Source organism: Knoellia locipacati (assembly GCF_007992835.1).
Lineage (GTDB): Bacteria > Actinomycetota > Actinomycetes > Actinomycetales > Dermatophilaceae > Knoellia > Knoellia locipacati.
In genome coordinates, this window is sequence record NZ_BKBA01000003.1 from 337860 (window position 1) to 351448 (window position 13589).

Consider the following 13589-nt stretch of genomic DNA (forward strand, 5'->3'; position numbering starts at 1 on the left):
CGGCCGTGCCCAGTGACCACAACCCACTCCGGGCGGGAATGTTGAGACCGGTATGCCGGGGAGTCGCCTCTCAGGGCTCGAGGACGTCGCCGGCCTCGAGCCACTCGAGCTCGAGGACCTCACGCTCGTCGACGACCTCGCGCAGCTCCTGGTTGAGCTCGAGCACCTTGGCGTGGTCGGCCACGTGCTCGGCCATCGCCGCGTGGATCCGGTCCTCGCGCTGCGCGAGCCGGGTGAGCTGCTTCTCGACGCGGGCCATGACCTTGCGGGCCTCGCGCTGCTCGGCCGGGCTCGCCGCCGGCTCCGCCTTCGGCGCCGACGCCGATGACGGCTCCGTCGCACCCGAGCCGGAACCCGACCCGGACGCGGGAGGTGCGGACACGGCATACGACGGGGTGACGGTGGCGCGCAGGCGGAGGTACTCCTCGACACCGCCGGGCAGCTGGCGCACCCGCCCGTCGCCGAGGAGCGCGACCTGCTGGTCGGCGATGCGCTCGAGCAGGTAGCGGTCGTGCGAGACGACGAGCAGCGTGCCGGCCCAGCCGTCGAGGACGTCCTCGAGCGAGGTGAGGGTCTCGATGTCGAGGTCGTTGGTGGGCTCGTCGAGGAGGAGGACGTTGGGCTCGTCCATGAGGATCCGCAGCACCTGGAGCCGGCGCCGCTCACCACCCGAGAGGTCGCGGACGCGGGTCTGCTGGCGTGGGCCGGGGAAGCCGAGCCGCTTGGCCAGCGACGAGGCGGTGACCTCCTTGCCGGCGAGGACCGTGACCTTGCGGACCTCCTCGACGGCCTCGATGACGCGGGCGTCGGCGAGCCGGTCGAGCTCGCGGACCTCCTGGGTGAGGTGGCCGATGCGGACGGTGACGCCCTGCTTGCGCTTGCCCGCGGAGAGCGGGACCTCGCCCGCGAGCGCGCGCAGGAGCGTGGACTTGCCGGAGCCGTTGACACCGACGATGCCGATGCGCGCGCCGGGTGCGAGGTGCCACGTGATGTGGTCGAGGAGCACCCGGTCGCCCGCCGACACCGACGCGTCGAGCAGGTCGATGACGTCCTTGCCGAGCCGCGTCGTCGCGAACGCCATGAGCTCGACGTCGTCGCGCAGCGGTGGCACGTCCTCGATGAGGGCGTTGGCGGCGTCGATCCGGAACTTCGGCTTCGAGGTGCGGGCAGGCGCGCCGCGACGCAGCCAGGCGAGCTCCTTGCGGAGCAGGTTGTTGCGGCGTTCGGCGGTGACGCGCGCCATCCGCTCGCGCTCGGCCTTGGCGAGGACGTATGCCGCGTAGCCCCCGTCGAACCCGCCCACCTGGCCGTCGACGACCTCCCACGTGCGGGTGGCGACGGCGTCGAGGAACCAGCGGTCGTGGGTGATGGCGACGAGCGCATTGTCGGGTCGTGAGCGGTGCTGCACGAGGTGCTCGGCGAGCCAGGCCACGCCCTCGACGTCGAGGTGGTTCGTGGGCTCGTCGAGCAGGAGGACGTCGGGGTCGTCGACGAGGAGCGTGGCGAGGCCGAGTCGGCGACGCTCGCCACCGGACTTGCCGGCGACGGTCGAGTCCAGTCCGCCGACGGCCGGCGCCTCGATGCCGCCGAGCAGACCGGTGAGGACGTCACGGATCCGCGGGTCACCGGCCCAGACGTGCTCGGCCCGGTCGCCGAGGACGACCTCACGGATCGTCGCCGACGGGTCGAGCGAGTCGTCCTGCGTGAGGACGCCGACGGTCGCGCCGCCGAGGCGGGCCACCCGGCCGCTGTCGACCTCGCGCTCACCGGCGAGGACGCGGAGCAGGGTGGTCTTGCCACCACCGTTGCGGCCGACGATGCCGATCCGGTCGCCGCCGGAGACGCCGAGCGAGACGCCGTCGAGCACCTGGGCGGTGCCGAGCGCGAGGGCAGCGCGCTCGACCGAGATGAGGACGGCCACTAGTCGACCCGGGCAGGGATGACGTGGGCGCCGTGCACGGGCCCGATGGCCTTGCGGACCTCGCGAGCCGCGCCGGTGGCGGTGAGGGCGACGGTGAGGTCGATCGCGGCCTCGACGTCCTCGACGAGGAAGGCCACGGTCGGGCCGGACCCGGACACGATGCCGCCGAGGGCGCCGAACTCCATGCCGCTCGACAGCAGCTCCCCGAGCTCGGGGCGCAGCGAGACGGCGGCCTCCTGGAGGTCGTTGGTGAGCTGTGGCGCGAGGGCGTGCGGGTCACCGGTGCGCAGGGCGCTCATGAGCTGGGAGTTGGGCTCGGGTGTGGCCGCCCGGGGCGAGGTGTCGCCGCGCAGCCGGTCGCACTCGGCATAGACCTCGGGGGTCGACAGGCCGATGTCGCTGATCGCGAAGACCCAGTGGTAGCTGCCGCGAGCGAGGACCGGCGCCAACCGCTCGCCGCGACCGCTGCCCATCGCCGTGCCACCCCGGATGAGGAAGGGGACGTCGGAACCGAGCTCCGCGGCATACTCCTCCAGCTCCTCGGTCGACAGCCCGAGGCCCCAGAGCCGGTCGCACGCGACGAGGGTCGCGGCGGCGTCGGCGGAGCCGCCGGCCATGCCGCCGGCGACGGGGATCGTCTTGGCGATCGTCACGTGGACGGGTGTGTCGACCGCGGTCTCCTCGGCGAGGAGCCGGGCGGCGCGCAGGGCGAGGTTCGAGGAGCCGGTCGGCACGACGTCGGCGTACTGGCCGCTCACGCTGCACCCCCACTCGTCGTCGAGGGCGACCGTGACGTCGTCGTGGAGGTTGACGGCCTGGTAGACCGTCGACAGCGTGTGGAAGCCGTCGTCGCGCAGGGGGCCGACGAGGAGCTCGAGGTTGACCTTCGCGGGGACGCGCACCGTCACGGGCGCCGGGTCCGTGTGGGCCGAGGTCATGCCGCCACCCTAGTCATGGACCGAGGTCGCGCCCGCATCCGTGGGGCCGCCCGCGAGGCCGCACCCCCACCGTCGCTGCGCGCAGAGCGAACAGGGTGGCCGGTGAGCCCCGACCCGGGGTCCACTGGGCCCATGCGACTTCTCGTGCTCGGTGGGACGGCCATGCTCGGACGTGCGGTGGCGGAGCAGGCGGTGGCCGACGGTCACGACGTGACCTGCGTGGCCCGTGGCGTGGCCGGCGAGGTGCCCGACGGGGTGGCGTGGGTGCGCGCCGACCGTGACGCTCCCGACGGCCTCGCCCCGGTGACCGACGCGACGACGCGCTGGAACGCCGTCGTCGACGTCTCCCGCCAGCCGGGCCAGGTCCGGCGCGCCGTCGCAGCGCTCGAACCCGTGGCGGAGCACTACGTCTTCGTGTCGACCGGCAACGTGTATGCCGTCCACTCCGGTCTCACGACCGACGAGTCGGTCCCGCTGCTGCCGCCCCTGGAGGGCGACGTCATGGAGGACATGAGCACCTACGGCGAGGCCAAGGTCGCCTGCGAGGCCGCAGTGCTCGACGGCTTCGGCGCCGACCGCTCGCTCGTCGCCCGGGCAGGGCTCATCGGCGGACCGGGCGACGCCTCCGGGCGGTCCGGCTGGTGGCCGTGGCGCTTCGCCCACCCGGTCGGCGACGGCGGGGCCGTCCTCGCCCCCGACGACCCGACCCTGCCCATGGCGGTCATCGACGTGCGCGACCTCTCGGCCTGGCTCGTGCGGTGCGCCGACTCCCGCACCTCCGGCACCTACGACGCCGTCGGAGATCCCGACACCCTCGGCGGGCTCTTGTCCGCGGCCCGTGACGTCGCGGGGCACACCGGTCCCCTCGTCACGGCCTCCGCCACGTGGCTCGCCGAGCACGGGGTGCAGGAGTGGATGGGCGAGGACAGCCTGCCCCTGTGGATCTCGGACTCCGAGTGGCGAGGGTTCGGCGCCCACACGGGTGCCGCGGCCGTGGCGGCCGGGCTGACCCGCCGACCGGTGACGGAGACGCTCCGGGACGCTGCGGCATACGAGGAGACCCGCGAGGCGACCGACCCCAGACGGTGCGGGCTCTCGGACGGAACCGAGCGCCGGCTACTGGGGCTGCTCGGCCACTGACGCGGCCGCCGACGCGGCGTGGGCGCTGGCGATCGCCGCGAACTGGTGGACGTCGAGCTGCTCACCCCGCGTGCGCGGGTCGATGCCCGCGGCGACGAGGGCGGCCTCGGCGGCCTGGGGCGAGCCGGCCCACGAGGCGAGCGCCGCACGCAGGGTCTTGCGGCGCTGGGCGAACGCCGCGTCGATGCACGCGAAGACCTGCTGCCGGGTGGCCGACGTCTCCGGCGGCTGCCGCCGGGTGAGCGACACCAGGCCGGAGTCGACGTTGGGCACGGGCCAGAACACCGAGCGGCTGACGTTGCCGGCGAGCGCGACGTCGGCGTACCAGGCGGCCTTGACGCTGGGCACGCCGTAGATCTTCGAGCCCGGGGTGGCCGCCAGGCGCTCGGCGACCTCGAGCTGGACCATGACGAGGATGCGCTCGATGGACTCGAAGCGCTCGAGGAAGCTCAGCACGACCGGGACCGAGACGTTGTAGGGCAGGTTCGCGACGAGGGCGGTGGGGGCCTCACCGGGCAGCTCCTCGACACGCAGCGCGTCCGCGTGCACGACGGTGAGCCGGTCGGCGACGGCGGGGGCGACGGTGCGCACCGTCTCGGGCAGCGCCTCGGCGAGGACCGGGTCGACCTCGACGACCGTGACGTAGCGCGCCACGGGCAGCAGGGCCAGGGTGAGCGAACCGAGCCCGGGGCCGACCTCGACGACGACGTCGTCCGCGCCGATCCCGGCCACGCGCGCGATGCGCTGGACGGTGTTGGCGTCGATGACGAAGTTCTGCCCCCAGGTCTTCGTGGGGCGGATGCCGAGGCGCGCGGCCAGGTCGCGGATCTGGGCGGCTCCGAGGAGCCCTGACGTCGACATGGGCGCAACCCTAGGCGAGACACGGCTGAGGCCGGGCCCTCTCATACGGGGCCCGGCCTCAGTCGGTGTGCCTGACGGGTCAGGCGGTGTGCCTGACGGGTCAGGCGGTGCGCCTGACGGGTCAGGCTGGGTGCCTGACGGGTCAGGCTGCGTGCGCGCAACCCCACGGCTGGAGGCCGCGGTCGGCGTAGACGCGGTTGGCGACGGTGATCTGCTCGGCGCGCGACGCGAGGTCGGGGCGCGAGGCGAAGTCGCCACCGCCGGCACCGAGCCACGTGCGGATGTCGAACTGCAGGCCGCCGTAGTAGCCGTTGCCGGTGTTGATCGACCAGTTGCCGCTCGACTCGCACTCGGCGATGCGGTCCCACATCGCGGCGTTCGAGAGGTTGATGCCGGCGCCGGAGGTGTTGCCGGCGCTGGGGGCGGGGGTGGCCGGCGCCTTGGGCGCGACCGGCTTGGCCTTGGTGCCCACGGCGACGACCTGCGCGACCGGCTGGCTCGTCATGGAGCTCGAGAGGACCTTGGTGCCCTTGAGGGCGCCGTCGAGGTAGGTGAGGCGCAGGCTCAGCGCACGCGCGCCGGCCTTGCCCGCGGTGAGGACCTTCTTCTGACCCTGCAGGAGGGTCGCGTCCTTCTTGGTGACCGTGCCGAACGCGACCGACTCGGTCTTGCGCGTGGTCTTGACGTCGACCTTGGTCACGCCGACGGCGAGGCCGCGGGTGAGCAGGGCGCTGCGGCCCGGGGCGACGATGTCGTCACGGTCGACGGCGACGCCGGCCTTCGTGAGGGCCTCGCCGACGGTCGCGGCGTCGGTCGTGAAGGTCGTGGTCTTCTTGGCCTGCGTCACGGTGAACGCCTTGGGCGTGGTCACGGTGAGGGCGAGGCCCTTGCGGCCGATCGGCTGCGAGCGCGACGCCGAGAGCTTGGCGTTGCTGCCGGCGCGGATGTCGAGGTCACGCAGGGCGGCGTCGACGGTCGTGGCCGTCGTCCAGTACTCCTTGGCGACACCGTCGACGTTCACGGTGAGCTTGCGGCCGTAGCGCACGGAGATCGTGTCGCCGTCCTCGATCGGGCTGCCGACGGAGGGGACGACCTGGTCGTGCTCGCCGAGCGTGATGCCCTTCTTCGCGAGCGCGTCGCCCACGGTCGAGCCGAAGACGTGCAGTGACGAGGACTGTCCGTCGACCGAGAGGCCGACTGCCTTGTCGAGGTGGGCAACGCCGAAGGAACCGGCGGCCACCGTCAGTGCCGCAGCACCTTGGGCAGCAAGACGCAGGGGACGAGAAATCAAGAGTGCTCCAGGGATCGGTCTCTCCGGACACCGAGGCGAGCGACAGGTCCTCAGGGGTGGACCCGCGGAGCCCCCAGGGGAGGGGTTCCGACAACAGGAGAGCGAGGTGCGCTCGGTGGTGAAACCGGCGTCCTCGCCCCTGTCTTCGCCCGAAGCCCAGCTCCGGCCAACCCATCCACCATCCCGACATTCACGGCAAAGGTCAAATTTCGGTAACGGTGACGTGGACCACGGGTGTCACGGATGTGGCGCCTGTGACGGGTGCGCTCAGGACCAGGGTCCGTAGACCCGCTCCGAGTTCTCGGACAGCGACTGGCACAGCGTCGGCACCGCGACACCGAGCGTCGCGGCCATCGCGCGGACCGTGAGCGGCACGAGGTGCGGGGCGTTCACGGCGCCCCGGTGGGGGTGCGGCGTGAGGTAGGGCGCGTCGGTCTCGACGAGCAGCCGCTCGAGGGGCGTGACCGACAGCGCGTCGCGCAGGCCGTGCGCGTTCTTGAACGTCACCGTCCCCGCGAACGACAGGTAGTAGCCGCGCTCCGCGCACTCCTGCGCCATCGTCAGGTCACCCGAGAAGCAGTGCAGCACAGTCGAATCCGGCGCACCCTCCTCCTCGAGGATGCGCAGCACGTCGTCGTGGGCGTCACGGTCGTGAATCTGCAGCGCCTTGCCGAGACGCTTGGCGAGGTCGATGTGCCAGCGGAAGCTGTCCTGCTGCACGCCCTGCCCGTCGGGGCCGGTGCGGAAGTAGTCCAGACCCGTCTCCCCCACGACCCGGATCCGGGGGTGCCCCGCGAGGCTCTCGATCTCCTCGTATGCCGCGTCGAGACTGCCGCTCGCGGCGAGCCCGGGCACCTCGTTGGGGTGCAGGGCGACGCCACCGAGCATCGCGGCATACGTGTCGACCATCTCGACGGTCTGGCGCGCGGCCGGGAGGTCGCAGCCGATCTGGACCACGCGGTCGACACCCACCGACTTGGCCCGGGCCAACAGGTCGGCGACGTCGACGGCCACGCCCTCACGCTCGATGTCGAGGTGGGTGTGGTTGTCGACGACCGCGATCGGCAGCGGGTCGGGCAGCTCGGGGACGGCGGTGCGCGTGGGAGTGCTCACGACTGCTGGAGCCGCTCGAGCTCCTCCGCCACGACCGACTCGTCGAGCTTGACGAAGACACCGGTGGGCTTGGCGATCGGCGCGCCCACCCTGACCGGTCGGGACTCCCAGCGCGGCGTCGCGGAGTACTCGCCCGTGATGATCGGGTAGGTCCGGTCGGCGTCGCCGTCGTCGAGCCCGCTGACGTCCTCGATGACCGGCATCGGCGTGAACTCCCCCTCGCCCCCGATGAAGGCATGCACCCGGTTGGAGGCGTGCGGCAGGAACGGCGCGAGGATCGTGTTGAGGTCGCTCACGCACTGGATGAGGGTGTGCAGCACGGTCGCGAGGCGCTCGCGCTGGTCGTCGCCCTTGAGCTTGAAGGGCTCGGTGTCGGTGACGTACTTGTTGACGTCGCCCACGGCGCGCATCGCCTCGCCCACGGCGGCCTTGATCCGCTGCTTGGCGAGCAGGTCGCCGACGGTGTCGAACGCCCTGAGCGTGGCCGCGCGCACGGCCTCATCGACGGGCTCGAGCGCACCCGGCTGCGGGATCTCGCCGAAGTTCTTGGCGATCATCGCGCCGGTGCGGTTGACGAGGTTGCCCCAGCCGGCGACGAGCTCGGAGTTGTTGCGCTGGACGAACTCGGCCCAGGTGAAGTTGCTGTCCTGGTTCTCCGGGCCGGCGGCGCAGATGAAGTAGCGGATCGGATCGGGCCCGTAGCGCTCGAGAACGTCGCGGATGTAGATGACGTGCCCGCGGCTGGAGCTGAACTGCTTGCCCTCCATCGTGAGGTACTCGCTGCTCACGACCTCGGTCGGCAGGTTGAGCTCGCCGAACGCCCCCGGCTCGCCGCCCTTGGCGCCGCGACCGGCGTACGCGAGGAGCTCGGCCGGCCAGATCTGGGAGTGGAAGGTGATGTTGTCCTTGCCCATGAAGTAGTAGGAGTCCTGAGCCTCCGGGACTGTGCCCGCGACCCACCACTCGCGCCAGCGGTCCGGCTCTCCGAGGCGCCGCGCCCACTCGACCGACGCCGACAGGTAGCCGATAACCGCGTCGAACCAGACGTAGAGCCGCTTGGTCTGCTGGTCCTCCCAGCCCTCGAGCGGCACCGGGATGCCCCAGTCGATGTCGCGGGTCATCGCGCGCGGGCGGATGTCGTCGAGGATGTTGAGGCTGAACTTGATGACGTTGGGGCGCCACGTGCCGCTCGCCTCGCGGCCCTCGAGCCACTCGCGCAGGGCATCGGCCAGGGAGGGCAGGTCGAGGAAGAAGTGCTGCGTCTCGATGAACTCCGGCGTCTCACCGTTGATCTTGCTCTTGGGGTCGATGAGGTCGGTGGGCTCGAGCTGGTTGCCGCAGTTGTCGCACTGGTCGCCGCGCGCCTCGGCGTAGCCGCAGATGGGGCAGGTGCCCTCGATGTAGCGGTCGGGCAGCGTGCGGCCGGTGCTCGGGCTGATCGCCCCGCGGGTCGTCTGCTCGATCATGTAGCCGTTGGCGTGGACCTGCGTGAACAGCTCCTGCGCCACCGAGTAGTGGTTGGCCGTCGTCGTGCGCGTGTAGAGGTCGTAGGAGCAGCCGAGGTCGGCGAGCTCGCGCGCGATGATCGCGTGGTTCTTGTCGACGAGCTCCTGCGGCGTCACACCCTCCTGGTCGGCGAGGACGAGGATCGGGGTGCCGTGCTCGTCGCTGCCGCTCACCATGAGGACGTCGTGCCCGGCCATCCGCATGTAGCGGCTGAAGACGTCGGAGGGCACACCGAACCCGGCCACGTGGCCGAGGTGGCGCGGACCGTTGGCGTACGGCCAGGCGACTGCAGACAGGATTTTGCTCACTGCTGAATCCTAGGCGGCGCGGCCACCCTGCCCGTATGCCGTCCGCCCACCCGCGACGCCCGCTCCCCGTCAGTCCTGACCCATGCCGGCGTCACGGGCCCGGATGATGACCTCGGCCCGGTCGGTCGCCTGCAGTTTGGCGAGGATCGCCGACACGTTGTTGCGCACGGTCTTGGGGGCGAGGAAGAGCTCGGCGGCGATCTGCCCGTTGCTGCGCCCGGCGGCGATGAGGTCGAGGATCTCGCGCTCGCGCTCGGTGAGCATCGGGAACTCCCCGACCGAGCGGGCGGGAGGAGGGGTGAGCAGCTCGCCGATCCGCGAGGCGAGCGAGGCGCCGAAGACGACACCGCCGGAGTGGACCGACTCGATCGCCCGGGTGACCTCCTCCTGCGCGGCGCCCTTGACGAGGTAGCCACGGGCGCCGGCGCGCATCGCCGAGAGCAGCAGCCCGTCGTCCTCGGCCATCGTGAACATGAGCACGCCCGTGCCGGGCCACCTCGCGAGGATCCGGCGGGTCGCCTCGATGCCGTTGACCTCGGGCATCTGGATGTCCATGACGACGACGTCGGGACGGTGCTCGCCCGCCAGCGCCACGGCCTCGGCGCCGTCCGCAGCGCGGGCGACGACGGTGATACCCGGGTGGGGCTCGAGCAGGCTCGCGAGGCCGTCGCGGAAGATCGGGTGGTCGTCGGCGATGAGGACGCGAATCGCCCTCTCCTGAGACGTCATCGCACCTCCCTGGTGATCGGCAGCCATGCTCGCACGCGGGTGCCACCGCGCGCCGGGCATTCGACGTCGCTGCGACCTCCCAGCTCCTCGACGCGTTCGCGGATCGAGCGCAGCCCCACACCGGCGACGACGTCGGGCCCGATCCCACGGCCGTCGTCCGAGACCTCGACGAGAAGGTCGGCGTGGTCCATCCGCAGCCGGACGGTGCAGCGGGTCGCGGCCGCGTGCCGGGCGACGTTGGTCAGTGCCTCCGAGACGATGCGGTAGGCCGCGACCTCGACCGCCGCCGGCAGCGGGGCGAGCTCGTCGGCCTCGACGTCGACGGCGAGGCGGTCGCTGCGCACCCTGTCGACCTGCTGGTCGACCGCCGCGCGGAGCCCGAGGTCGTCCAGGGCAGGCGGACGCAACCCGTGCACGAGCCGCCGGACGTCGGCGAGCGCCTCGGTGATGTCGGAGCGTGACTGGACGACGAGCCGGCGGGCGGTGTCGGGGTCGGTCGTCACGGCGTTGCCCGCTGCGTCGAGGCGCATCGCCACCCCACCGAGCACCGGTCCCAGGCCGTCGTGCAGGTCGCGGCGGATGCGGCGGCGATCCTCCTCGCGCGACAGCACGAGGCGCTCGCGCGACTCCTGCAGCTCGGTGGCGAGGAGGGTGGACCGGACCGCGATGGCGGCCTGGCGCACGACGTCGAGCAGCAGGGCCTCGTCGCGCCCGGACAGCATCCCGCGGATGCCGCCGTCGGGCAGCGAGAGTGACCCGATCCGCTCGTCGCGGTACGAGATCGGGAAGGTCCGGGTCGCCGTCGGCTCCCGCCCGTGCTGCGCCGACAGCCCCGCGCCCCCGGGCCCCAGCACCTCGACCCTCACCCAGGACACGCGGAAGGCCTCGGCCACGGATGCCGCGAGGGTGGGCAGCTGGTCCGCGAGCCCGCCGGAGGCCTCGAGCCGCGCGGCGAGCGTCGACACCACCTCGTAGCGCTCCCCCCGCCGACCGAGCACCTGCCTGCGGACCACGGTCCCCAGCCAGGAACGCAGCGGCCCGTAGGCCGCCACGGCCAGGACGAGGACGACGAGGGTCACCTGCCGCTCCTCCAGCCGGTCGCCGAGCAGGCGGCTGGCGGCAGCGAGGACGGCGACGTCGAGGGCCACGACACCGGCCGCGATCCCGCCGTAGACGAGGGTCCCGCCGACGAGGGCGTCGATGTCGCCGGTGTGCGGCCGCACCACCCCGATGACGACCGAGGCACTCGTCGCCAGCAGGGCGAGGACGAGCGCCGCGAACCCGACGGGACCGCCCAGGTCGACGAGCATCACCCCACCGGCCAGGAGGCACACGATGGCGGCCCAGAGCAGCCACCGCAGCTGGGTCCGCTCGACCCCCTCGGCGCGGGCGTGACGGGCGAAAACCACCGACGCCGCGAGCGGCAGCGCGAGCATCGTCACCACCTGCCCGACCCGGAGCACGACGACGGCCACCTGCTCGGGCAGGGGCAGCGCGATCCCGGGCAGCTGACGCAGCACCTCGACCGGGAGGCTCCCGTCGTAGACGACGGCGTCGGGGGCGAGGACGAGCGACGACGGCAGCGCGAGCGACATGAGGACGGCTCCGATGCCGACCACCCGCCACCTGCCCCGCGGCAGCCGGCCCGTCGGGTAGAGCACGAGCAGCACGGGCAGCGCCACGAGCAGGAACGCCCCGGCCTCGGCCACGACCCAGTAGGCCAGCCCCGTGAGCGGCAGGGTCGGACGCGAGCCCAGTCCGAGGACGGCATACGACTCGCACAGTCCGTCGACCGCCCAGAACACCCCGGTCGCGGCGAGGACCCGACCGACGACGTGCCGCGGGCGGAACGCGAGGATCGTGGCGCCGCACCAGCCGACGAGGGCCCCGATCGCGGCACTGACCGCGCCCCGCTCCGCGACGGCGGCGGCGCGCTCGGCATCGGTCGACCGTGCGTCGAGCAGCAGGCTCGCCACGACGAGGGCCAGGAGGAGGAGAGCCAGCAGCGTGGCGCCGCCGAGACCCGGGAGCCGCACGCTGCGCTCCGACCCGATGGGGGTCGCGGGCGCGGACGCGGCACGAGCGGTCACGGCGCCAGTGTGCCCGTGGCGGCGTCCCGGTGTCAGGGGGTTGGTGTCCCGTCCGGGACGGGACATCGCCGGGACCACGGACGGGACGGCGCTCCCTGTCGGCCGGGTCGCCCGCTGCCGGAACGTTGCGGTCAGCGGCGCCACCGGGGCGCCGGACCCACCAAGGAGCACCTGCCATGTCCGTCACCCAGACCCCCGCCCCCGCCCGCTCGGACCTCGAGCGCGGCGCCACCTCCCCCACCTCCACCTCGGACGGCGCCCGTCCCTTCCGCCTCCACGGGGGGATGCTCACCGCCGGCGCCGTCGCGTGGGCCGTCGCCATCGCGGCCTTCGGGGCCGACCCCGGGCAGGAGAGCGTCCCGCTCATCGGGTTCGCGCTCGGCTCCGGCTTCTTCCAGGTCGGCGTGCTGTTCCTGCTGCGGGTGCTGTGGCGCACCCGGGCGCTGGGGGCCGGACGCCTCGCCCGGTTCGTCCTCCGCGCCGAGGTCGTCGCCCTCTCGCTGGCCATCGCCTCGACCACCGTCGACGCGCTGCGCCTGTCGGACCTCACCCAGCCCGGCTGGCTCATGCTCGACCTGTGCTGGCCGCTGTCGATGCTCGGCATGTTCCTCATCGGCATCCGGATCGCGGTCGCCGGCCGCTGGACCGGCGCCTCGCGCTACTGGCCGATGGTCGCCGAGAGCTGGGCGGTCGTCACCGTCCCCGCGCTCGGGATCGGCGGACCGTCCGTCGCCCGCGTCGTCGGTGCGGCGCACCTGCTCGTCGGGTATGCCGTCCTCGGCCGGATCGTCGCCCGCAAACGAGCCGGTGGGGACGTCTGAGGAGACGCACCCCGTCGTATGCCGTGTGGTCCCCTCCCGGGACCACACGGCATACGACGTCGTCAGGTCGCGGACTCGGTGGCGGCGAGCTCGGACTTCCAGTCGCGGAAGCCCTCCTCGGTGCGGCCCAGCCGCCAGTAGCCCGAGATCGATACCTGGTCACGGGTGAGACCGCGCTCGCGCAGGAGGTGCGGACGAATGCCGTGCATCACCGCGCCACCCTCACCGTGGACGAAGGCGTGCACCCGGCCCTCGGGCCAGTCGAGCGTGCGGACGGCCTCGACGAGGTCTCCCGCGTCCGCGCGGTGGACCCAGGTCACCTCGGCGCCGGAGGGGAACGAGAGCTCGGCGTGGTGCGCGGTGTCGTCGACGAGCAGGACGACCCTGGCCACCGCGTCGTCGGGCAGGGCGGCAAGGGCAGCGGTGATCGCGGGGATGGCGGACTCGTCGCCGGCGAGGAGGTGCCAGTCGGCGTCCGGGTCCGGGCGGTAGCCCCCACCGGGGCCGTTGGCGAGCAGCGTGTGCCCGGGCTGCGCGGCGGCCGCCCACGGGCCCGCCACCCCCTCGTCGCCGTGGACGACGAAGTCGATCGCGACGGTCCCGGCCGCGACGTCGGGGGAGAGCGCGGTGTAGGTCCGCACGACGGGCAGGTCCTCGGGCGGCATCGTCCCGCGCAGGGCGCGCATGTCGAGCGGCTCCGGGTACTCGACACCGGGCCGGGGGAAGACGAGCTTGACGTAGCGGTCGGTCGCGTCGCTCCCCTCGAACGCCGACAGGTCCTCGCTGCGGAACCACACCCTCCGCAGACGCGGGGTCAGCTGCTCGGTGCTGGTGACGGTGAGTCGGGTCGACAAGGCGGGCTCCTCGGGTG

Annotated in this window: 11 protein-coding genes; 2 read left to right on the plus strand and 9 right to left on the minus strand. The window is 72.9% G+C overall.

Going from position 1 to position 13589, the window contains the following annotated elements; all coding sequences use genetic code 11:
- Nucleotides 1-70: 70 nt before the first annotated feature.
- Entirely contained in the window at nt 71-1921 is a 1851-nt protein-coding gene (locus KLO01_RS03090; RefSeq protein WP_147062074.1) for an ABC-F family ATP-binding cassette domain-containing protein, read from the minus strand.
- The gene (locus tag KLO01_RS03095) at nt 1921-2859 is read right to left on the minus strand and encodes a 4-(cytidine 5'-diphospho)-2-C-methyl-D-erythritol kinase (protein ID WP_147062075.1); all 939 of its coding nucleotides are present in this window, start codon (nt 2857-2859) and stop codon (nt 1921-1923) included. The genes KLO01_RS03090 and KLO01_RS03095 overlap by 1 nt, the downstream gene beginning before the upstream one ends.
- A 132-nt stretch (nt 2860-2991) precedes the next feature.
- On the opposite strand from KLO01_RS03095, the gene KLO01_RS03100 reads away from it, so the two are divergent.
- A complete protein-coding gene (locus KLO01_RS03100) occupies nt 2992-3999 on the plus strand; it encodes an NAD-dependent epimerase/dehydratase family protein (RefSeq protein ID WP_147062076.1) in 1008 nt (335 codons plus the stop codon).
- On the opposite strand, the gene rsmA is transcribed toward KLO01_RS03100, so the two are convergent.
- From rsmA to KLO01_RS03130, 6 genes are all read right to left on the minus strand, one after another.
- The gene (rsmA, locus tag KLO01_RS03105) at nt 3976-4860 is read right to left on the minus strand and encodes a 16S rRNA (adenine(1518)-N(6)/adenine(1519)-N(6))-dimethyltransferase RsmA (protein WP_147062077.1); all 885 of its coding nucleotides are present in this window, start codon (nt 4858-4860) and stop codon (nt 3976-3978) included. The two genes, KLO01_RS03100 and rsmA, sit on opposite strands and share 24 nt — an antisense overlap.
- Before the next feature lie 142 nt (nt 4861-5002).
- A complete protein-coding gene (locus tag KLO01_RS17470; protein ID WP_147062078.1) occupies nt 5003-6100 on the minus strand; it encodes a resuscitation-promoting factor in 1098 nt (365 codons plus the stop codon).
- 318 nt (nt 6101-6418) lie between these two features.
- Entirely contained in the window at nt 6419-7264 is an 846-nt protein-coding gene (locus KLO01_RS03115; protein ID WP_147062079.1) for a TatD family hydrolase, read from the minus strand.
- Entirely contained in the window at nt 7261-9078 is a 1818-nt protein-coding gene (gene metG / locus KLO01_RS03120; RefSeq protein ID WP_147062080.1) for a methionine--tRNA ligase, read from the minus strand. Before metG ends, KLO01_RS03115 begins: the two co-directional genes overlap by 4 nt.
- A 69-nt stretch (nt 9079-9147) precedes the next feature.
- The gene (locus KLO01_RS03125) at nt 9148-9807 is read right to left on the minus strand and encodes a response regulator transcription factor (RefSeq protein ID WP_147062081.1); all 660 of its coding nucleotides are present in this window, start codon (nt 9805-9807) and stop codon (nt 9148-9150) included.
- On the minus strand, nt 9804-11897 hold the full coding sequence (locus KLO01_RS03130) for a sensor histidine kinase (protein WP_147062082.1): 2094 nt from the start codon (nt 11895-11897) through the stop codon (nt 9804-9806). The genes KLO01_RS03125 and KLO01_RS03130 overlap by 4 nt, the downstream gene beginning before the upstream one ends.
- A gap of 176 nt (nt 11898-12073) precedes the next feature.
- On the opposite strand from KLO01_RS03130, the gene KLO01_RS03135 reads away from it, so the two are divergent.
- Nucleotides 12074-12718, plus strand: a complete 645-nt coding sequence (locus KLO01_RS03135) for a hypothetical protein (protein ID WP_147062083.1) — start codon at nt 12074-12076, stop codon at nt 12716-12718.
- Between the two features lie 62 nt (nt 12719-12780).
- Here the strand turns inward: KLO01_RS03135 and KLO01_RS03140 are convergent, their stop codons facing one another.
- On the minus strand, nt 12781-13572 hold the full coding sequence (locus tag KLO01_RS03140) for a siderophore-interacting protein (RefSeq protein WP_147062084.1): 792 nt from the start codon (nt 13570-13572) through the stop codon (nt 12781-12783).
- Nucleotides 13573-13589: the final 17 nt, after the last annotated feature.